Consider the following 23,862-nt stretch of genomic DNA (forward strand, 5'->3'; position numbering starts at 1 on the left):
GGTGAATCCGACCAGTGAGCGAGCAGAAGCTTCGTGACTACCTGAAAAAGGTGACCTCGGACCTGGCGCGCACCCGCGCGCGGCTGCGGGAGCACGAGGAGCGTGCGCACGAGCCCATCGCCATCGTGGGGATGAGCTGCCGGTACCCGGGCGGGGTCCGCTCGCCGGAGGACCTGTGGCGGCTCGTCGCCGACGGCGCCGACGCGATCGGCGGCTTCCCCGAAGACCGCGGCTGGGACCTCGGTGCCCTCTTCCACCCCGACCCGGACCACCCCGGCACCTCCTACACGCGCGAGGGCGGCTTCCTCCGCGATGTCGCGGACTTCGACGCCGAGTTCTTCGGGATGAGCCCGCGGGAAGCCCTGGCGACCGACCCGCAGCAGCGGCTGCTGCTGGAGACGGCCTGGGAAGCGATCGAGCGGGCCGGGATCGACCCGCGCTCGCTCGCGGGCAGCCGGACCGGGGTGTTCGCCGGCGTCATGTACCACGACTACGGCGCCCGGCTGCGGACCACGCCGGAAGGGCTCGAAGGTTACCTCGGGAACGGCAGTGCCGCGAGCATCGCCTCGGGCCGGGTCGCCTACACGCTGGGGCTCGAGGGGCCGGCCGTGACGGTCGACACGGCGTGCTCGTCGTCGCTGGTGGCGCTGCACTGGGCCGTACAGGCGTTGCGCAAGGGCGAGTGCGAACTGGCACTGGTCGGCGGGGTCACGATGATGCCGACGCCGGGCACGTTCATCGAGTTCAGCAGGCAGCGGGGGCTGGCCGCCGACGGTCGCTGCAAGTCCTTTTCGGACGCCGCGGACGGCACCGGCTGGGGCGAGGGCGTCGGCATGTTGCTGGTGGAGCGGCTTTCGGACGCCCGCGCCCACGGCCACCCGGTGCTGGCGGTCGTGCGGGGCACCGCGCTCAACCAGGACGGCGCGAGCAGCGGCCTGACCGCGCCGAACGGTCCGTCGCAGCAGCGGGTGATCCGGGCCGCGTTGGCCGATGCGGGCGTTGGTCCGTCCGATGTGGACGTGGTCGAGGCGCACGGGACCGGGACGACGCTGGGTGATCCGATCGAGGCGCAGGCGTTGCTCGCGACCTACGGCCAGGATCGGGAACAGCCGTTGTGGCTGGGGTCGGTGAAGTCGAACATCGGGCACACCCAGGCCGCTGCCGGGGTGGCCGGGATCATCAAGATGGTGCAGGCGTTGCGGCACGAGGTCCTGCCGCGGACGTTGCACGTCGGTGCGCCGTCGTCGCATGTGGACTGGAGTGCGGGCGAGGTCGAGCTGCTGACCGAGCCGGTTCCGTGGCCGGAGAACGAACGGCCGCGCCGGGCCGGGGTGTCGTCGTTCGGGGTCAGCGGGACGAACGCGCACGTGATCGTGGAAGAAGCTCCGGCCGGCGCGGAGCCGGCCGCCGCGGACGCTGTCGGCGCGGTGGTGCCGTGGGTGTTGTCGGCGCGCTCGGCGGAGTCCCTGGGAGAGCAGGCGGCACGGTTGGTGTCGCGGGTTTCGGGGTCGTCGGTGCGTCCGGTGGATGTGGGGTTTTCGCTGGCGACGGGCCGGTCGATGTTCGAGCACCGGGCCGCGGTGGTGGGTTCGGAGCTTGCAGACCTGGTTTCCGGGCTGGGAAATCCGGTTCGCGGTGTGGCCGATGTGGACGGCCGGACGGTTTTTGTGTTCCCGGGTCAGGGTGCGCAGTGGGTCGGGATGGCGTCGGAGCTGCTGGGCAGCTCCGAGGTGTTCGCGGCGCGGATGGCGGAGTGTGCTGAGGCGCTGGCCGAGTTCGTCGATTGGTCGCTGCTTGATGTGCTGGCTGACGCGGAGATGTTGGAGCGCGTCGATGTGGTGCAGCCTGCGTCGTTCGCCATGATGGTTTCGCTGGCGGCGCTCTGGCGGGCGCACGGGATCGAGCCGGCCGCGGTGGTGGGGCATTCGCAGGGCGAGATTGCTGCGGCGTGTGTGTCCGGGGCGCTTTCGCTGGCCGACGCCGCCCGGGTCGTCGCGCTGCGCAGCCAGGCGATCCGCGAGGTTTTGTCGGGCCGGGGCGGCATGGTGTCGGTCGCGCTGCCCGAGGCGGCGGTGCGGGAACGGATGGGTTCGCGGCTGTCGGTGGCCGTGGTGAACGGCCCCTCGGCGGTGGTGGTGTCGGGCGAGCCCGGCGCACTGGACGAGCTGGTGGCCTCCTGTGAGGCCGACGGCGTCCGGGTCAAGCGCATCGCGGTGGACTACGCGTCGCATTCGGCGCAGGTCGAGGAGCTGCGGGACCGGTTGCTGGCGGATCTGGCGCCGATCCGGCCGCAGGCCGGGAGCGTGCCGTTCTTCTCGACGGTGACCGGGGACTGGCTGGACACCGCCGAGCTGGATGCCGGGTACTGGTACGCGAACCTGCGGGAGACGGTGCGGTTCGAGCCGGCCGTCCGCGCGCTCGGCGAGGCCGGGCATGCGGCGTTCGTCGAGGTCAGTTCGCATCCGGTGCTGACGATGGCCGTGCAGGAAACCCTGGACGCGGTCAGTGCGGGCCCGTCGGTCGCGGTGGGGACGTTGCGGCGTGGCGAGGGTGGCCTGGCGCGGTTCCTGACTTCGGTGGCCGAGCTGCACGTGCGGGGTGTCAGCCCGGATTGGGACGCGGTGTTCGCCGCGCACGATCCGCGACCGGTGGACCTGCCCACCTACGCCTTCCACCGCCGCCGCTACTGGCTCGACGCCACCGACGGCGCGGGCGACGTGACCGGTCTCGGTCTCGCGGCGGGCGGCCACCCGCTGCTCGCCGCGGCGACGACGCTCGCCGACTCGGACGGCGTGCTGTTCACGGGCCGGCTTTCGCTCCAGTCGCACCGGTGGCTGGCCGACCACGCCGTGCTCGGGACGACCCTGCTGCCGGGCACGGCACTCGTCGAGCTGGCCCTGCGCGCCGGCGACGAGGTCGGCTGCGATCGCGTCGCGGAGCTGACCCTCACCGCCCCGCTGACCGTGCCGGACCAGGGAGCCGTCCGCCTGCAGGTCATGGTCGGCGCCCCCGAGGAGAACCGGCGCTCGATCACCGTCCACTCCTGCCGGGAGGAGGCCGGCGAGTGGGTGCTGCACGCCACCGGAACCCTGGCCGCCGGAACCGGGACACCGGTGCCGGAGCCCGCCGAGTGGCCGCCCGCGGGCGCCGAGCCGGTGGCGGTCGACGACTTCTACGACCGGACCGCCCAGGCCGGCTTCGCCTACGGGCCGGCGTTCCAGGGCCTGCGCGCCGCGTGGCGGCTCGGTGCCGACGTGTTCGCCGAGGTCGACCTGCCCGAGGACCTCACCGGCGCGTTCGCCCTCCACCCCGCCCTGTTCGACGCGGCCCTGCACGCCACCGCGCTGCTGCGCGACGAGACCACGGCGGCGTTGCCGTTCACCTGGTCCGACGTCGCGATCCACGCCACCGGCGCCGGCCGGCTGCGCGTGCGGCTGACGAGGACCGGCACGGACACGATCACGCTGTCCGCCACCGACGAGGGCGGGTCGCCGGTGCTCACGGTCGGGACGCTCGTGTTGCGCGAGGTCGCCGAGGAGCAGCTCCACGACGGCGGCGTGCCGAGGGACGCGCTCTACGGGATCGACTGGCAGCCGGTGACCTCGCCGGCCGACCCGGTCGAGCACGTCGCGGTGCTCGGCACCAACCCGGCCGGTGCGTGGCCGTCCGCCGAGGTGTACTCGAGCCTGCCGGAGCTGGTGGCGGCGATCGACGCCGGGGCCGCGGTACCGGAGCTGGTGGTGCTTCCCTGCTTCGGCGGCGAATCCGGCGACCTGCCCGAGGCCGCGCACGCCGTTACGGTCGCCGCGCTCGACACCGCCCGTGCGTGGCTCGCCGACGACCGGTTCGCCGGCAGCAAGCTCGCGTTCGTGACCAGCCACGCGACCGGACCCGGGACGACCGACCTCGCCAACGCCCCGCTGTGCGGCCTCGTGCGGTCCGCGCAGGAGGAGAACCCCGGCCGGTTCCTCCTGATCGACGTTGACGAGCCGGCCGGGCTGCCCGCGGCCGTCCGGTTCGGCGAACCGCAGGTCGTGCTGCGCGGCACGGCGGTCACCGTGCCGAGGCTGGGACGGCGGGCCGCGGCGGCGGCCGAGCCCGGCTTCGGTTCCGGCACCGTGCTCGTGACCGGCGGCACCGGCGTGCTCGGCACCGTGTTCGCCCGGCACCTCGTGCGCTCGTGCGGCGTGCGGCACCTGCTGCTCACCAGCCGCCGGGGACCCGACGCGCCCGGGGCCGCGGACCTGGTGGCCGAGCTGCGCGACCTCGGCGCCACCGTCGATCTCGTCGCCTGCGACCTGACGGACCGCGGCGCGCTCGCGGACCTGCTCGCCGGTGTTCCGGCGGACCGGCCGCTCTCGGCCGTCGTGCACGCCGCGGGGGTGCTCGACGACGCGCTGCTGACCGCACTGACACCCGAGCAGGTCCACGCCGTGCTGCGGCCCAAGGTCGACGCCGCCTGGCACCTGCACACCCTCACCAAGGATTTGGCGCTGAGCGCGTTCGTGGGGTTCTCGTCGGCGGCCGGGATCCTCGGCGCGGCGGGGCAGGCCCACTACGCGGCGGCCAACGCCTTCCTCGACGCGCTGGCCGAGCACCGGCGCGCGGCCGGCCTGCCCGGGAAGTCGCTCGCGTGGGGCTTCTGGGACGAAGCGAGCGACATGACCGGCGCGATGACCGCGGCCGACCGGGCCCGGTTGGCGAGGGGCGGCGTGCTTCCGCTCGCCACGGCCGAGGGCACCGCGCTGTTCGACGCCGCGCTCGCCTCGGACGAACCGGTGCTCGTGCCGGTGAAGCTCGACCTCGCCGCGGTGCGCCGGCTCGACCCGGTGCCCGCCCGGCTGGCCGGGCTCGTGCCGGCGCGCCGCCGCCGGGTGCACCCCGCGGCCGAGCGGACCGGTTCGCTCGCCGCCCGGATCGCCACCCTGTCCACTCAGGACCGGACGGCGGTGCTGGTCGACATCGTGCGGGGGCAGGTCTCCGCCGTGCTCGGCTACGACGGCACGCAGGCGGTGGACACGGAGAAGGCGTTCAAGGAGCTCGGCTTCGACTCGCTGACCTCGCTGGAGCTCCGCAACCGGCTCGGCGCCGCGACGGGGCTGTCCCTGCCGGCGACCCTGGTCTTCGACTACCCGAACACCGCGGTGCTCGCCGGGTTCCTCAGCCGGGAACTCACCGGCGCCGACGCGCCCGCCGCACCCCGGCGGGCAGCGGCCGCCGGCGACGACCCGATCGCGATCGTGGGGATGAGCTGCCGCTTCCCCGGCGGGGTGCACACCCCGGAGGAGCTGTGGCGGCTCGTCGCCGACGAGCGTGACGCCGTCGCCGAGTTCCCCGGCAACCGCGGGTGGGACGTCGAATCGCTGTACGACCCGGACCCGGACTCCTCCGGCAAGACCTACACGCGGGCGGGCTGCTTCCTCGACGAGCCGGGCGGCTTCGACCCGGCGTTCTTCGGCGTCTCGCCGCGGGAAGCGACCGCCATGGACCCGCAGCAGCGGCTGCTGCTGGAAACCTCGTGGGAGGCCGTCGAGCGGGCCGGGATCGACCCGCGCTCCCTCAAGGGCAGCCGGACCGGCGTGTTCGCCGGGCTCATGTACTACGACTACTTCACCCAGCTCGACTCGATGCCCGAGGGGCTCGACGCGCACCTCGGCATGGGCAACGCGGGCAGCGTCGCTTCGGGCCGGGTCGCCTACACGCTCGGACTCGAAGGGCCCGCGATGACCGTCGACACGGCTTGTTCGTCGTCGCTGGTCGCGCTGCACCTCGCGGCTCAGGCGCTGCGCCGGGACGAGTGCACGCTGGCGCTGGTCGGTGGCGCGACGATCATGTCGACCCCCTCGCTGTTCGTCGAGTTCAGCAGGCAGCGGGGGCTGGCCGCCGACGGTCGCTGCAAGTCCTTTTCGGACGACGCGGACGGCACCGGCTGGGGCGAGGGCGTCGGGGTGCTGCTGGTGGAGCGGTTGTCGGATGCGCGGCGGAACGGGCATCCGGTGCTGGCGGTGGTGCGTGGCTCGGCGGTGAACCAGGACGGTGCGTCGAACGGGTTGACGGCGCCGAACGGCCCGTCGCAGCAGCGGGTGATCCGGGCCGCGTTGGCCGACGCGGGTGTCGGCCCGTCCGATGTGGACGTGGTCGAGGCGCACGGGACCGGGACGACGCTGGGTGATCCGATCGAGGCGCAGGCGTTGCTCGCCACCTACGGCCAGGATCGGGAACAGCCGTTGTGGCTGGGGTCGGTGAAGTCGAACATCGGCCACACCCAGGCCGCTGCCGGGGTGGCCGGGATCATCAAGATGGTGCAGGCGTTGCGGCACGAGGTGTTGCCGCGGACGTTGCACGTGGGTGCGCCGTCGTCGCATGTGGACTGGAGCGCGGGCGACGTCGAGCTGCTCACGGGTTCGCGGGAGTGGTCGCGAGGCGAGCGCGTGCGCAGGGCGGGGGTGTCGTCGTTCGGGGTCAGCGGGACGAACGCGCACGTGATCTTGGAAGAAGCGCCGGCCGGTGCGGAGCCGGTGCCGGAGCAAGGTCCCGCGGTGGTGACGCCGTGGGTGTTGTCGGCGCGGTCGGCGGAGTCGCTGGAGGAGCAGGCGGCACGGTTGGTGTCGCGGGTGTCGGGGTCGTCGATGCGTCCGGTCGATGTGGGGTTTTCGCTGGCGACGGGCCGGTCGATGTTCGAGCACCGGGCCGCGGTGGTGGGTTCGGAGCTTGCAGACCTGGTTTCCGGGCTGGGAAATCCGGTTCGCGGTGTGGCCGATGTGGACGGCCGGACGGTTTTTGTGTTCCCGGGTCAGGGTGCGCAGTGGGTCGGGATGGCGCTGGAGCTGGTGGAGTCTTCGCCGGTGTTCGCGGCGCGGATGGCGGAGTGCGCGGAGGCGCTGGGGGAATTTGTCGATTGGTCGCTGCTTGATGTGCTGGCTGATGCGGAGATGCTGGGGCGGGTCGATGTGGTGCAGCCGGTGTCGTTCGCGGTGATGGTGTCGCTGGCGGCGTTGTGGCGGTCGTACGGGGTCGAGCCGGACGCTGTGGTGGGTCATTCGCAGGGTGAGATCGCGGCGGCGTGCGTGTCGGGTGGGTTGTCGTTGGCGGATGCGGCGCGCGTGGTCGCGTTGCGGAGCCGGGCGATCGGCGAGGTGTTGTCCGGTAAGGGCGGCATGGTGTCGGTCGCGCTGCCCGAGCCGGCGGCGCGCGAGCGGATCGCCCCGTGGGACTCGCGGATCTCGGTGGCGGCGGTGAACGGTCCGTCGTCGGTGGTGGTGTCGGGCGAGCCCGGCGCGCTGGACGAACTGGTCGCGGTGTGTGAGGCCGACGGCGTGCGGGTGAAGCGGATCGCGGTGGACTATGCGTCGCATTCGGCGCAGGTCGAGGCCGTGGAGCAGCGGCTGGCCGCCGATCTGGCGCCGATCCGGCCGCAGCCGGGGAGCGTGCCGTTCTTCTCGACGGTGACCGGCGACTGGCTGGACACGGCTGAGCTGGCTGCGGGGTACTGGTATGCGAATCTGCGGCAGACCGTGCGCTTCGAACCGGCGGTCCGCGCGCTCGGCGAGGCCGGGCACACGGCGTTCGTCGAGGTGAGCGCGCACCCGGTGCTGACGATGGCCGTGCAGGAGACCCTGGAAGAAGCCGGGACCGGCCCGTCGGTGGCCGTGGGCTCGCTGCGGCGTGAGCAGGGCGGCCTGGACCGGTTCCTGACGTCGGTGGCCGAGCTGCACGTGCGGGGCATCAGTCCTGACTGGGACGCGGTGTTCGCCGCGCACGACCCGCGGCCGGTCGACCTGCCGACCTACGCCTTCGACCGCCGCCGCTACTGGCTCGACGTCCCGGAACGGCCCGCGCCGGTCGTGGACCCGGTCGACGCCGAGTTCTGGGCTGCCGTGGAGCGCGCGGACCTGCCCTCGCTGGCCGGCGAGCTGGCCGTCCCCGAGGACGAGCTCGGCGCGGTGCTGCCCGCGCTGACGTCGTGGCGTCGCCGGCGGCGGGAGAGCTCGATCGTCGACTCGTGGCGTTACGAAGTCAGCTGGCGGCCGGCGGCCGCCGCTCCGGGCACGGTCCTCACCGGGCACTGGCTCGTCGTCACCAGCGGCCAGGTACCGGACCGGATCCTCGAGGGAACGCGGGAGGCCCTGCGCGGCAAGGGAATCGACCCGACGGTTCTGCCGGTCACCGAGGTCGACCGCGACTCCCTCGCGAAGCTGCTCGGCGACCTGGACGTGCCGCCGGACGGCATCGTCTCGCTGCTCGCGCACGACGAGCGCGCCCACCCCGCGTTTTCGTCGGTGTCGCTCGGGTTGTGCGGCACGGCGGCGCTGATCCAGGCGCTGGGTGACGCGGGCATCGACGCGCCGCTGTGGCTGACGACGTCGGGCGCGGTGGCGACCGGCCACGACGACCGCGTCGGCCACCCGGCTCAGGCCCAGGTGTGGGGACTGGCGCGCGTCGCGCGGATCGAGCACCCCGAACGCTGGGGCGGCATCGCCGACCTGCCCGAGGCGTTCGACGAGCCGGCGCGCGAGGCGTTCGCCGAGGCCCTCGGCGGCACCGAGCGGGCCGTCGCCGTGCGCAGCGCGGGCACGTTCGTCCCGCGGCTGACGCGCGCGGCGAGCAAGACCACCGGTCCGGACGCCGGCTGGGCGGCCGGGGGCCGGGTGCTGATCACCGGCGGCACGGGCGCCCTCGGTGCCCGGGTCGCCCGGTGGGCCGCCGAAAACGGCGCCGCACACCTGGTCCTGGTGAGCCGGCGCGGTCCCGGCGCCCCGGAGGCCGAGGCCCTCCGGGCCGAACTGACCGGTCTCGGCGCCGAGGTCACCATCGCGGCGTGCGACGTGGCCGACCGCGAGCAGCTCGCCGAACTGGTGCGCGACACCACCGCCGGCGGCCCGCTCACCGCGGTCGTCCACACGGCGGGCGTACTCGACGACGGCGTGCTCGACTCGCTCACCCCGGACCGGTTCGAGCACGTGCTGCGGCCGAAGGTCGCCGCGGCCCGCAACCTGCACGAGCTGACCGCGGACCTCGACCTCGCCGCGTTCGTCCTGTTCTCTTCGGCCGCCGGCACGCTCGGCAACGCCGGGCAGGCGAACTACGCGGCGGCGAACGCCTACCTCGACGCGCTGGCCGCGCACCGCCGCGGCTTGGGGCTGGCGGCCTGTTCCGTCGCGTGGGGACAGTGGGGCGGCGGTGGTCTCGCGGAGCAGAGCACGCGGCAGGAAGCGTTGCGCCGTGGCGGTTCCTCGCCGATGGATCCGGCGACGGCGCTCGCCGCGCTGCACCGGGTGCTGGCCGACGGCGCGGAGTTCGCGCTGGTCGCCGACGTGGACTGGGCCCGGGCCGCCGCGGATTCGGCCGACTCGCTGGTCGCCGACCTGCCCGAGGTCAAGCGGGCCCGGCAGGCCGCGCCGCCCGCGCGGCGGGACGAGCCGGGCCGGCTCGCCGGCCTGGCGCCCGAACAGCGGGCACCGGCGCTGCTCGACCTCGTGCGTTCGGCGGCCGCCGCCGTGCTCGGCTACCGCACGCCGGCGGAGGTGCCCGTCGATCGCGCGCTGCGCGACCTCGGCTTCGACTCCGTCACCGCGATGGAGCTGCGCAACCGGCTCGCCGCGGCGACCGGTCTCCGGCTGCCCAGCACCCTCGTGTTCGACCACCCGTCCGCCGGAGCGCTCGCCGGGTACCTCGGCGCCGAGCTGTTCGGCGGCCCGGAGACCGCCGAGGACGGCGAGGAAGCGCGGCTGCGCGCCGCGCTCGCGTCGATCCCGCTGGCCCGGCTGCGTTCGGCCGGACTGGCCGACCTGCTGCTCGGCCTCGCCGAGGGCGGCGACCCCACCGACCAGAAGAACCAGGACGGCGAGGACGGGGAAGCGGCCGTGCCGGTGGACTCGATCGACGACATGGACGCCGACCGGCTCATCGCGCTGGCCCTGGACGGCGGCGCCGCCGGACCAGCCTCGTGAGCCCCGACTCGCGACCGACCACCGAGGTCGCGAATGACTCATTCGGGACCTCCGACGTCCCGAATGAGTCATTCGCGACATCCCCGCGTGCCGATACGGAGAAACCGATGCCGAAACCCGCTGACAAGATCGTCGAGGCGCTGCGTGCTTCGCTCAAGGAGGTCGAGCGGCTGCGCGAACAGAACCGGGAGCTGGTCACCGCCTCCAACGCGCCGATCGCGATCGTCGGGATGAGCTGCCGGTTCCCCGGCGGCATCGGCTCGCCCGAGGACCTGTGGGAGGTGCTCGCCGAGGGCCGCGACGTCATCTCCGGCTTCCCCGCCGACCGCGGCTGGGACCTCGGCGCGCTCTCCGGGCCGGGGCACGCCCGTGGCGGCGGGTTCCTCTACGACGCGGCGGACTTCGACGCCGGGTTCTTCGGGATCGCGCCGCGGGACGCGCTCGCCATGGACCCGCAGCAGCGGCTGCTGCTCGAAGGCGCGTGGGAAGTGCTGGAGCGGGCCGGGATCGACCCGGCGAGCCTGCGCGGCAGCCGGACCGGGGTGTTCGTCGGGCTGATGACGCAGTACTACGCCTACGTCCGGCGGGACTGGGACCAGGACCTGGCCGGCCGGTTCCTCGCGGGCAACGCCTCGTCGGTCGCCTCGGGCCGGCTCTCGTACACCTTCGGCTTCGAGGGCCCGGCGATCACGGTGGACACCGCGTGCTCGTCGTCGCTGGTGGCGCTGCACCTCGCCGCGCAGGCGCTCCGCCAGGGCGAGTGCTCGCTGGCGCTGGCCGGCGGGGTCACGGTGATGGCCACCCCCGGGGCGTTCCAGGAGTTCAGCGAGCAGGGCGGGCTCTCGCCGGACGGCCGCTGCCGGGCGTTCGCGGCGGCGGCGAACGGGACGGGCTGGAGCGAGGGCATCGGGATGCTCGCGCTCGAACGGCTCTCCGACGCGCGGCGCAACGGTCATCAGGTGCTCGCCGTCGTCCGCGGTTCGGCGGTGAACCAGGACGGCGCGTCGAACGGCCTCACCGCACCGAGCGGCCCTTCGCAGCGCAGGATGATCACCGCGGCGCTGGACAACGCGGGCCTCAAACCGGCCGACATCGACTTCGTCGAGGCCCACGGCACCGGCACCACGCTCGGCGATCCGATCGAGGCGCACGCGCTGCTGGCCACCTACGGCAAGGACCGGCCGGCGGGCCACCCGCTGCGGCTCGGCGCCGTCAAGTCGAACCTCGGGCACACCCAGGCCGCCGCCGGCGTCGCCGGCGTGATCAAGACCGTGCTCGCGATGCGGCACCGGCAGCTGCCGAAGACGCTGCACGTGGACGAGCCGTCCCCGCAGGTCGACTGGTCGGCGGGTGACGTGCGGCTGCTCACCGAGGCCGAGCCGTGGCCGGAAACGGGCAAGCCGGCCCGGGCCGGGGTGTCGGCGTTCGGCGTCGGCGGCACGAACGCCCACGTCGTGCTGGAGCAGGCTCCGGACGAGGAAGCGGAGACCGGTGTCACCACCGTGTCTCCGGTCGTGCCGTGGCTGCTTTCGGGCAAGACCGCGGACGCCTTGCGCGCACAGGCGCGCGCTCTCCGATCCACTGTGGACACAGATGATCCGGCGGCGGTGGGCTTCGCGCTGGCCACGACGCGCGCGCGGCTGGAGCACCGTGCGGTGGTGCTGGCCGATGACCGGGCCGCGGCGCTGGCCGCGCTGGCGGCTGGTGAGCCGCATGCCGGTGTGGTGTCGGGTCTGGTGGCGGAGGGAAGTTCGGCGTTTCTGTTTTCCGGTCAGGGTGCGCAGCGGCTGGGTGCCGGGCGGCAGCTGGATGCGTCGTTCCCGGTGTTCGCCGGTGTGGTGGACGCGATGTGCGCGCAGGTCGGTGGTTTGCGCGAGGTGATGTTCGGCGATGATGCCGAGCTGCTGAACCAGACGATGTATGCGCAGGCAGCGTTGTTCGCGGTCGAGGTCGGGTTGTTCCGGCTCGTCGAATCCTGGGGCGTGACACCGGATTTCCTGGTCGGCCACTCGATCGGCGAGCTGGCGGCCGCCCATTGTGCCGGTGTGCTGTCGTTGGAGGATGCGTGTGCGCTGGTGGCGGCACGTGGCCGGTTGATGCAGGCCCTGCCTGCCGGTGGCGTGATGGTGGCGGTGCGGGCCACCGAGGCCGAGGTGGTGCCGCTGCTGGTCGAGGGCGTGTCGATCGCGGCGGTGAACGGCCCGGCATCGGTGGTGCTCTCCGGCGACGAGGACGCGGTCGCCTCGGTGGTGGCGCAGTTCGAGGGCCGGAAGTCGCGTCGGTTGCCGGTGAGCCACGCGTTCCACTCGGCGCGGATGGAACCGATGCTGGCGGAGTTCCGCCGGGTCGCCGAGGGGTTGACCTACCACGCTCCGTCGATTCCCGTGGTCTCGAATGTCACCGGGACACTGGCGGAAGAGCTGACTTCGCCGGAATATTGGGTTCGGCACGTGCGGGAAACGGTCCGGTTCCACGACGGTGTGGCCCATCTGGCCGATCAGGGCGTGACGCGGTTCCTGGAACTGGGCCCCGACGGCGTGCTCACGGCGATGGCGGCGGAGTCCGTCGAGGGCACGTTGGTGTCGGCGCTGCGCAAGGACCGCGCGGACGTCGAGAACCTGCTGACGGCGGTGGCGTCGCTGTACGTCGTCGGGCAGGACGTCGACTGGCCGGTGTTCTTCTCCGGCACCACCCGGGTCGACCTGCCCACCTACGCCTTCCAGCACCAGCGCTACTGGCCGGATGCCGATGCCACCGCCGAGCCGCCCGACTTCGCGCCGGGCACCGTCGTCGACGACGCTTTCTGGAGCGCGGTCGACCGCGCCGACCTCGACACCCTCGCCGAGACCCTGGAACTGAGCTCGCCCGAGCAGCGGTCGTCGCTCGAAGCGATGGCGCCCGCGCTCGCGTCGTGGCGGCGGCGCACCCAAGCGGCGTCCACAGTGGACTCCTGGAGCTACCGCGTCCAGTGGAAGCCGGTGCTCCAGACGCGCGCCGACACGGCCGGGCTACCGGGCCGCTGGCTGCTCGTCGTGCCGGGCACCGGGGCACCCGAGGACCTCGTCGCCGACGTCGAAGAGGCGCTGCGCGAGCACGGCGCCGAACTCGTGCGCGTCGAGCCGGCTCCAGGCGAACCGGACCGGGCGAGCTTCGCGGCCCGCCTCCGCGACGTGGCCGCCGACGCGGCCGGCGTCCTCTCCCTGCTCGCCCTGGACGAAACCCCCACCGGCGACGCCGGGGTCTCCCGCGGGCTCGCGGGCACCCTCACCCTGATCCAGGCGCTCGGCGACGCCGGTGTCACGGCGCCGCTGTGGTGCGCCACGAGCGGCGCGGTCTCGGTCGGCCGGTCCGACCGGCCGGCCCACCCCGGGCAGGCGGCGACGTGGGGTCTCGGCCGCAGTGCCGCGCTGGAGCACCCCGACCGCTGGGGTGGCCTGATCGACCTGCCCGGGACCCTCGGCCGCCGGGAACGCGCCCGGCTCGCAACGGCCCTGCGCGGCATCGGCGACGAGGACCAGCTCGCCGTCCGTCCCTCGGGCACGCTGGTCCGCCGCCTCGTCCCCGCGACGGACGCGGGCCCGGAACCGACCGGTGGCTGGCAGCCGGCGGGGACCACGCTGATCACCGGAGGCACCGGCGGTCTCGGCGCCCTCCTCGCCCGGTCGCTCGCGGAGCGGGGTGCCGAACACCTCGTGCTGGCCGGCCGCCGCGGTCGCGACGCGGCCGGCGCCGCCGAGCTCGAAGCCGAACTGAGCGCGCTCGGCAGCGACGTCACGATCGCCGCCTGCGACGTGGCGGACCGCGATGCGGTCGCCGAGCTGCTGGCCCGCATCGACACCGAGGAGCGGCCGCTGCGCTCGGTGCTGCACGCCGCGGGCGCCACCCGGTTCACCGCGCTCGCCGAGACGACCGTGGCCGAGCTGGGCGGCCTGCTGGCGGGCAAGGCCGGCGGCGCGCGGCACCTCGACGAGCTCCTCGCCGGCCGTGAGCTGGACGCGTTCGTCCTCTTCTCCTCGATCGCGGGAGTTTGGGGCAGCGGCAACCAGGGCGCCTACGCGGCGGCGAACGCGTTCCTCGACGCACTGGCCACCGACCGCCGTGGCCGTGGTCTCGCCGCGACGTCGATCGCCTGGGGGCCGTGGTCGAGCGCCGGCATGGCCGCCGACGACGCGACCGAGGCCGAACTGCGGCGGCGCGGGCTCGCCGCGATGCCGCCGTCGCTCGCCCTCACCGCGCTCCTGAACGCCACCGGCCGCACCGAGCCCGCGCCGGTCGTCGCCGACGTCGACTGGCCCACGTTCGTCACCGGATTCACCTCGGCCCGGCCGAGCGCGCTGCTCGCGGACCTGCCGGCGGCCCGGCAACCGTCGGCCGGTGGCACCCCGGGGCAGCCGTCCTCGTGGCGCGACGAACTGACGGCGCTCCCCGCACCGGAGCGGGAACGGCGGCTGCTCGACCTCGTGTGCGCCGAAGCCGCCGCAGCGCTCGGGCACGCCTCGGCGGACGCGGTCGACCCCGGCCGCGCGTTCCGCGACCTCGGTTTCGACTCGCTGTCCGCGGTGGAGCTGCGCAACCGGCTCGCGCCGGTCACCGGGCTCGAACTCGGCGTCGGCCTGGTCTTCGACCACCCGACCCCCGCCGAGCTGGCCCGGCACCTGTGGGCCGAGCTGGACGGGGCGATCGAGGACCGGCCCGTCGCGGCCCCCGTGGCGAAGGCCGGCGCGGACGACGAGATCGCCATCGTGTCGATGGCCTGCCGCTTCCCCGGCGGGGTGGGCTCGCCGGAAGACCTCTGGCGGCTGGTGTCCGACGGTGCCGACGCGGTGGCGGGCTTCCCGGTCGACCGGGGCTGGGACATCGCGGGGCTCTACGACCCGGACTCCACGAGGCCGGGCACCTCTTACGCGAACACCGGCGGCTTCCTGTACGACGCCGGGGAGTTCGATCCGCTGTTCTTCGGCATCTCGCCGCGCGAGGCGCTGGCGATGGACCCGCAGCAGCGGCTGTTGCTCGAAGTGTGCTGGGAGGCGGCCGAGCGGGCCGGCATCCCGCCGGCCACGCTGCGCGGCGGCACCGGCGGTGTGTTCATCGGTGCGTCGTCGTCCGGGTACGCGGCGGGCGCGTGGGACCCCACCGACGAAGCGACGGCGCACCTGCTCACCGGCACGTCGTCGGCGGCGTTGTCCGGCCGGATCGCCTACACCTTCGGCATGGAGGGGCCGGCCGTCACGGTCGACACGGCGTGCTCCTCCTCGCTGGTGGCGCTGCACCTCGCGGCGCAGGCGCTGCGGCAGGGCGAGTGCTCGCTGGCCGTGGTCGGCGGCGTGACCGTGATGGCGGGGCCGGGCGGGTTCATCGAGTTCAGCCGTCAGGGCGGGCTGGCGAGGGACGGCCGCTGCAAGCCGTTCTCGGCCGCCGCCGACGGCACCGGCTGGGGCGAGGGCGTCGGCGTCCTGCTCGTCGAGCGGCTTTCGGACGCGCGGCGGAACGGGCACCCGGTGCTCGCCGTGGTCAAGGGTTCCGCGGTGAACTCCGACGGTGCGTCCAACGGGATGACGGCGCCGAACGGCCCGTCGCAGCAGCGGGTGATCCGGCAGGCGCTCGCGAACGCGGGCCTCGAACCGTCCGATGTGGACGCCGTCGAGGCGCACGGGACGGGCACCACGCTCGGCGACCCGATCGAGGCGGAGGCGCTCCTGGCGACCTACGGCCGGGACCGGGACGTTCCGCAGTGGATCGGCTCCGTCAAATCGAACCTCGGGCACACCCAGTCCGCGGCCGGCGTCGCCGGGATCATCAAGATGGTGCTCGCGATGCGGCACGGGGTCCTGCCGAAGTCGCTGCACGCGGAGACGGCGACCCCGCACGTCGACTGGTCCGCCGGCAACGTGCGGCTGCTGACCGAGGCGCGGGACTGGCCCGAGACCGGCCGGCCGCGCCGGGCCGCCGTGTCGTCCTTCGGGCTCAGCGGAACCAACGGCCACGTCGTCCTCGAACAGGCGCCCGAGGAGCCGGCCCGGCCCGAGGCCGCGGCCGTGGGTTCGCTCGTCCCGCTGGTGGTGTCGGGCCGTGGTGGTGCGGCTCTGCGTGCGCAGGCGGATCGTCTGCTGTCGTTCGTGGACGGTCGTCCGGAGCTTGGTGTGGCGGAGCTGGGTGCGGCGCTGGTGTCGTCGCGGGCGGTCTTCGAGGACCGCGCGGTGGTGCTGGCGGCTGACCGGTCGGAGGCGGTGGCGGGGCTGGCTTCGCTGGCTTCGGGTGAGTCGGCTGCCGGTGTCGTGTCGGGTGGTCGTTCGGCGTTTCTGTTCTCGGGTCAGGGTGCCCAGCGGTTGGGTGCCGGGCGGGAGTTGTATGACGCGTTCCCGGTGTTCGCGGACGTCGTGGATGCGGTGTGTGCGCATGTGGACGGTGAGCTGGATCGTCCTCTGCGTGAGGTGATGTTCGGCGAGGATGCCGAGCTGCTGAACCAGACCGTGTACACCCAGGCGGCGTTGTTCGCCATCGAGGTGGGTTTGTTCCGCCTGCTCGAGTCATGGGGGGTGACCCCGGATTTCCTGGTGGGGCACTCGATCGGCGAGCTGGCGGCGGCGCATGTCGCAGGCGTGTGGTCGTTGGAAGACGCGTGTGCGTTGGTCGCGGCGCGTGGCCGGTTGATGCAAGCATTGCCCACCGGTGGAGCAATGGTCGCGGTGCAGGCTACCGAGGCCGAGGTGGTGCCGCTGCTGGTCGAAGGCGTGTCGATCGCGGCGGTGAACGGCCCGGCATCGGTGGTGCTCTCCGGGGACGAGGACGCCGTCGGCTCGGTCGTGGCCCGTTTCGAGGGCCGGAAGACTCGTCGGTTGTCGGTGAGTCACGCGTTCCATTCGGCGCGGATGGAGCCGATGCTGGGGGAGTTCCGCCGGGTCGCGGAATCGTTGACTTATCACGCACCTTCGATTCCGGTGGTCTCCAACGTGACGGGAACACTGGCCGAAGAACTTTCCTCGCCGGAGTATTGGGTCCGGCATGTGCGGGGGACGGTCCGGTTCCACGACGGTGTCAGCTATCTGGCTGAACGCGGTGTGACCCGGTTCCTGGAACTCGGGCCGGACGGTGTGCTGACCGCGATGGCGGCGGAATCCGTCGAAGGCACGGTGGTGTCGGCGCTGCGGAAGGACCGCGCCGAGGAAGAGAACCTGCTGACGGCGGTGGCCTCGCTGTACGTCGTCGGGCAGGACGTCGACTGGTCGGCGTTCTTCACCGGCACCGCCCGGATCGACCTGCCGACTTACGCCTTCCAGCACCAGCGCTACTGGATCGACGCGGCGCCGGCCGGGCGGGCCGCGACCACCGCGGAATCGACGTACTACGAGGAGCGGTGGCAGCCGGTCGCCGGGCGCACCGCCGAACCCGGGTTGCCCTGGCTGCTCGCCGCCGCCGAGGACGAGGTCGCCCGCCGGATCGCGGAAACCCTGGCCCAGCAGGGCATCGGGGCCAGGATCGTGCCGGTGGGATCGGCTGACGAGCCACTCGCCGTCGCCGGGCGGCTGCGGGACGTGGCCGGCGGCGAGCCGGTCGCCGGGATCCTGTCGCTCGTCGCTTTCGACCCCGCGGCCGGGCTCGCGGCGACCACGGTGCTGCTCCGCGCGCTCGACGACGCCGGCCTCGACACTCCGCTGTGGTGCGCCACCACGGGAGCCGTCTCGGTCGGGGACACCGACGACGTCCGGAACCCCGAGCAGAACGGGATCTGGGGCCTCGGGCGGGTCGCCGCGATGGAGCGGCCGGACCAGTGGGGCGGGCTCGTCGACCTCCCGGAACGGATCGACACCGGCGCGGTCGCCGTCCTGGCCGGCGTGCTGACCGCCCCCGGCGGCGAGGACCAGTTCGCGATCCGCGACGCGGGGTTGTTCGTGCGCAGGCTCGCCCACGCCGAGCTCGCCGACCCGCCCGAGGCCGGGCCATGGCGGCCGAGCGGGACGGTCCTCGTCGTCGGCGGCACCGGCGCGCTCGGCGCGCAGACCGCGAAGTGGGCCGCCCGCACGGGCGCCGCGCACCTCGTGCTCACCAGCAGGCGCGGGTCCGGCGCGCCCGGCGTGCCCGAGCTGACGGCCGAGCTCGAGGAGCTCGGGGCCGAGGTCACCGTCGTCGCCTGCGACGCGGCCGACCGGACCGCGCTCGGCGAGCTGCTGGCCGGCATCCCCGAGCGGCACCCGCTGACCGCGGTCGTCCACGCGGCCGGCGTCGTCGACGACGGGGTGCTCGCGTCGCTGACGCCCGAGCGGCTCGCCGGCGTCCTCGGCCCGAAGGTCGACGCCGCCCGCCACCTCGACGAGCTGACCGACGCCCTCGACCTCGACGCGTTCGTGCTGTTCTCGTCGTTCGCCGGTACGTTCGGCGGGCCGGGGCAGGGCGCGTACGCCGCCGCGAACGCCACCCTCGACGCGATCGCGCAAGCCCGCCGCGCCCGGGGCCGGCGCGCGACCTCGATCGCCTGGGGGCCGTGGGCCGGCGGCGGGATGGCCGCCGAGCAGTCGGCCGCCGAACGGCGGCACCGCACCGGCATGACACCGCTGACGCCCGAAAAAGCGTTCACCGCCATGCAGCGCGCCGTGACCGACGGCCGGCCGCTGCTCGCCGTCGTCGACGTCGACTGGTCGCGGATACCGCCGATCCCGCTGGTCGCCGACCTGCCGGAAGTCGCCGCGGCGGCCGAGCGGGCGCGGTCCGAGACCGCCGAGCCGGCGCTGCGCCGCGAACTGGCGGGGCTGTCGGCGAACGAGCGGACCCGCCGGGTCCGCGAGCTGGTCGCCGCGCAGGTCGCGCGGGTGCTCGGCTTCGCGTCCGGAGACGACATCGGCGTGTCGAAGCCGTTCTCCGACCTCGGCTTCGACTCGCTGACCGCGATCGAGCTGCGCAACGCGCTGGGTGCCGCGGCCGGGCTGAGCCTGCCCGCGACGCTGATCTACGACTACCCGACCACCGCGGCGCTCGCGGACCACCTGCGCGACGAGCTCACCGGTATCGCCGCCGAGGAAACCTCGGTCGCCGCGGGTGCCGCCGCCGACGAGCCGATCGCCATCGTCGGGATGAGCTGCCGGTTCCCCGGCGGCGTCGACTCGCCGGAGTCGCTGTGGCGGCTGCTGGCCGAGGGGGCCGACGCGATCGCGCCGTTCCCCGCGGAACGCGGCTGGGACCTCGAATCGCTGTACGACCCGGACCCGGACCACGCGGGCACGTCGTACGTGCGGGAGGGCGGTTTCCTCAGCGGCGTCGCGGACTTCGACCCGGCGTTCTTCGAGATCTCGCCGCGCGAGGCGCTGGCGATGGACCCGCAGCAGCGGCTGCTGCTGGAGACCGCGTGGGAGACGATCGAGCGGGCCGGGATCGACCCGCGGTCGCTCAAGGGCAGCCGCACCGGCGTCTTCGCGGGCACCAACGGCCAGGACTACGGCTCGCTGCTGCACCACTCGGAAGACCGCGTCGACGGCTACCTGGCGACCGGCAGCTCGGCCAGCGTGGTGTCGGGACGGCTCTCCTACACCCTCGGTCTCGAAGGGCCGGCGGTGACGGTGGACACGGCGTGCTCGGCGTCGCTGGTGGCCCTGCACCTCGCCGCGCAGGCGTTGCGCGGCGGCGAGTGCGACCTGGCGCTCGCCGGCGGTGCGACCGTCATGTCGACGCCGTCGGTGTTCATGGAGTTCAGCCGGCAGCGCGGGCTGTCGACGGATGGCCGCTGCAAGCCGTTCTCCGACGACGCCGACGGCACCGCGTGGGGCGAAGGCGTCGGGGTGCTGCTGGTCGAGCGGCTGTCGGACGCGCGCCGCAACGGACACCCGGTGCTGGCCGTCGTCCGCGGTTCGGCGGTGAACCAGGACGGCGCGTCGAACGGCCTGACGGCGCCGAACGGTCCCTCGCAGCGGCGGGTCATCCGCCAGGCCCTCGCGAACGCCGGCCTCGAACCGTCCGATGTGGACGTTGTCGAGGCGCACGGGACCGGGACGACGCTGGGCGACCCGATCGAGGCGCAGGCGCTGCTCGCCACCTACGGTCAGGACCGGACCGCGCCGCTGTGGCTCGGCTCGATCAAGTCGAACATCGGCCACACCCAGGCGGCCGCCGGCGTGGCGGGCGTGATGAAGATGGTGCTCGCCCTGCACCACGGGTCATTGCCGCGGACGTTGCACGTCACCGAGCCGTCGTCGCACGTGGACTGGTCGGCGGGTTCGGTCGAGCTGCTGACCGGCTCGCGGGAGTGGGCGCCGGGCGAGCGTACCCGGCGGGCCGGGATCTCCTCGTTCGGCGTGAGCGGCACGAACGCGCACGTGATCGTGGAGGAACCGCCGGCGGCCGAGGCGCCCGAGAGCGACGGCGGCGCACACCCGGTCGTGGCCTGGCCGCTGTCGGCCCGCTCCGATGACGCGTTGCGGGCGCAGGCCGGATCGCTGGCTTCGCGGCTCGCCGACCGGCCGGATCGCCCGGTGGACGTGGGCTTCTCGCTGGCGACCGCGCGGTCCTCCTTCGAGCGCCGTGCCGTCGTGGTGGGCGCCGACCCGGCCTGCCTGCTGGGCGGCGTGACGGCGCTCGCCGAGGGCAAGGCGGGCGCGGTGGAAGGCAGCGCGGACGTCGACGGCCGGACGGCCTTCGTGTTCCCGGGTCAGGGTGCGCAGTGGGTCGGGATGGCGCTGGAGCTGGTGGAGTCTTCGCCGGTGTTCGCGGCGCGGATGGTGGAGTGCGCGGAGGCGCTGGGGCAATTTGTCGATTGGTCGCTTCTCGATGTGCTCGCTGATGCGGAGATGTTGGAGCGGGTCGATGTGGTGCAGCCGGTGTCGTTCGCGGTGATGGTGTCGCTGGCGGCGTTGTGGCGGTCGTACGGGGTCGAGCCGGACGCTGTGGTGGGTCATTCGCAGGGTGAGATCGCGGCGGCGTGTGTGTCCGGGGCGCTTTCGCTCGCCGACGCCGCCCGGGTTGTTGCGTTGCGGAGCCGGGCGATCGATGAGTCGTTGTCGGGCAAGGGCGGCATGGTGTCGGTCGCGCTGCCCGAACCGGTGGCGCGGGAGCGGATTGCCCCGTGGGGTTCGCGGATTTCGGTTGCGGTGGTGAACGGCCCGTCGTCGGTGGTGGTGTCGGGCGAAGTTGCGGCGCTGGAAGAGCTGGTCGCGGTGTGTGAGGCCGACGATGTGCGGGTGAAGCGGATCGCGGTGGATTATGCGTCGCATTCGGGACAGGTCGAGGAGCTGAAGGGCCGGTTGCTGGCCGATCTGGCGCCGATCCGGCCGCAGCCGGGGAACGTGCCGTTCTTCTCGACGGTGACCGGGGACTGGCTGGACACGGCCGAACTGGACGCCGGGTACTGGTTCACGAACTTGCGCGACACGGTGGTGTTCGAGCCGGCTGTTCGTGCGTTGTCCGGTGCGGGGTATGCGGCGTTCGTCGAGGTGAGCGCGCATCCGGTGCTCACGATGGCGGTGCAGGAAACCCTGGAAGAAGCCGGGACCGGCGCGTCAGTGGCCGTGGGCACGCTGCGCCGTGGCGAAGGCGGCCTGGAACGGTTCCTGACTTCGGTGGCCGAGCTGCACGTGCGGGGCATCAGCCCGGATTGGGACGCGGTGTTCGCCGCACACGACCCGCGGCGGGTCGACCTGCCGACGTATCCCTTCCAGCGACAGCGGTACTGGCCGACCATCGCCGTCGGCTCGGCGCCGGCGAAGGCCGGGGACCCCGCCGACGCCGAGTTCTGGAACGCCGTCGAAAGCGGCGATCTCGCCTCCCTGGCCGGCGAACTGGCCGTCGGCGAGGGCGAGCTCGGCGCGGTGCTGCCCGCGCTGTCGACCTGGCGGCGCAAGCACCGCGAAACCGCCACCATCGACTCCTGGCGGTACCGCATCGCCTGGAAGGCGAAGCCGGAAGGACCCGCGCCGGCGCTCGGCTCGCGGGTGTTCCTGCTCGTGGTCCCCGCGATGCTGCGCGAGCACGAGCAGGTGCGCGGCTGTGTCGACGCGCTCACCGCGGCGGGCGCCGAGGTGACGACGATGGCCGTCACCGGCGGCGAGGCTCTCGACCCCGCCGCACTCGCCGGGCACGCCCCCGACGGCGTGCTGTCCCTGCTGGGTCTCGACGAAGAGCCGGACCCGGCGCAGCCGACGCTGTCCCGCGGCCTCACCGCGACCCTGCGCCTGATCCAGGCGCTCGGCGAGGCCGGGGTCGCGGCCCCGCTGTGGCTCGCGTCCCGGGGTGCGGTGGCCACGCACCGCGCCGACCACCTCGGCTCGCCGGGCCAAGCGCAGCTCTGGGGGCTCGGCCGGGTGTTCGGCCTCGAACACCCCGACCGCTGGGGCGGGCTCGTCGACCTGCCCGCGTCGTGGGACGCGACCGCACACCGGCGGTTCGCGGCCGTACTGTCCGGTGTGGACGGTGAGGATCAGGTCGCCGTGCGCGACTCCGGGGTCTTCCTACGCCGGCTCGTGCACGACCCGCTCGGCGACCGGGTCCCCGGACGCGCCTGGGCCCCCACCGGCACGGCCCTGGTGACCGGCGGCACGGGTGCCATCGGCGGGCACCTCGCGCGGTGGCTCGCCAAGGCCGGCGCCGAGCACCTGGTGCTGACCTCGCGCGCCGGCTCGGCCGCGCCCGGCGCGACCGAGCTCGCGGCGGAACTGGCGGGCCTCGGCACCCGGGTGACGATCGCGGCGTGCGACGTCGCCGACCGCGACGCGCTGGCGAACCTCCTGGACAAGCTCGCCGCCGACGGCGAGCGGGTCCGGACCGTGATCCACGCCGCCGGTGTCTCGACCCCGGCCGTGCTCGCGTCGACCACCCCGGCCGAGGTCGCGGCCACCACGGCGGCGAAGGTCACGGGTGCGCGCAACCTCGACGAGCTGCTGGACGACGAGCACCTCGACACCCTGGTGTTCCTGTCGTCGAACGCGGGAGTCTGGGGCAGCGGCAGCCAGGGCGCGTACGCGGCGGCCAACGCCTTCCTCGACGCGCTCGCCGAGCATCGGCGCGCGCGTGGGGTACGGGCGACCTCGGTCGCCTGGGGCGCCTGGGCCGGCGGTGGGATGGTCTCGGACCAAGCGGACGAGGAGCAGCTGAGCCGGCGCGGTGTCCACGCGATGCCGACCGAGCTTGCGCTGGCCGCGCTGCGGCAGGTGCTCGACCACGACGAGACGTTCGTCGCGGTCGCCGACGTGGACTGGGCCTTGTTCGCCCCCGGCTTCACCATGGCACGGCCGCGGCCGTTGCTGGACGAGCTGCCCGAGGTCCGCGCGGCCCTCGCGGAGGCGGAGCCCGCCGTGGCGGGGGATCGGGGCGCGGCGCTCACCGCCGAGCTCGCCGGGCTCCCGCCCGCCCAGCGGCGCCGGGTCCTGCTCGACCTCGTGCTCGACCACGTCGCCGCGGTGCTCGGCCACGCCGCCGGCAGCGCGCTCGACCCGGACCGGCCGTTCAAGGAGATCGGGTTCGACTCGCTCACCGCGGTCGAGCTCCGCAACCGGCTGACCGGGGCCACCGGGCTGAAACTGCCCGCGTCGCTCGTGTTCGACCGGCCGACGCCGAGCGCGCTGGCCGAGTTCGTCGACGGCGAGCTGGGCGGTGGCGGCGAGGTGTCGGTGCTCGCCGAGCTGGAGCGGATCGAGTCCCTGATTTCAAGAATTTCCCCAGATGATGGTGCGCACCCCCTCGTCCTCTCCCGCCTTCGGACCATGCTGTCGGTGATGGGTGAAGGTCAGGACAGGACGGATGGCGCCACCGTTGCGGAAAAGCTCGACTCAGCCACCGACGACGAGATTTTCGAGTTCATCAACAAGGAGCTCGGCAGGTCTTGACCCCACACGGCGGGAAGCACGCCGTGTGACTACCCACAAGACCGGAGGCGAGCCGGCCGCGATCGCGGTCCCGGCTCGCCCCAGCCGCATGCTTTCGGCCGTTTCGGTGT

At 73.8% G+C, this 23,862-nt stretch carries 2 protein-coding genes; both read left to right on the plus strand.

What is annotated here, in order from left to right:
* Nucleotides 1–14 precede the first annotated feature (14 nt).
* Entirely contained in the window at nucleotides 15–9,950 is a 9,936-nt protein-coding gene (locus AB0F52_RS21870) for a type I polyketide synthase (RefSeq protein ID WP_360173760.1), read from the plus strand.
* Between the two features lie 107 nt (nucleotides 9,951–10,057).
* Nucleotides 10,058–23,752, plus strand: a complete 13,695-nt coding sequence (locus AB0F52_RS21875) for a type I polyketide synthase (protein ID WP_360173763.1) — start codon at nucleotides 10,058–10,060, stop codon at nucleotides 23,750–23,752.
* Nucleotides 23,753–23,862: the final 110 nt, after the last annotated feature.

This window comes from Amycolatopsis sp. NPDC024027, assembly GCF_040638975.1.
Lineage (GTDB): Bacteria > Actinomycetota > Actinomycetes > Mycobacteriales > Pseudonocardiaceae > Amycolatopsis.

Excerpts from the sequence above, each read along its gene's own strand:
- AB0F52_RS21875 (WP_360173763.1), top strand. The coding sequence starts at position 10,058 with ATGCCGAAACCCGCTGACAAGATCGTCGAGGCGCTGCGTGCTTCGCTC.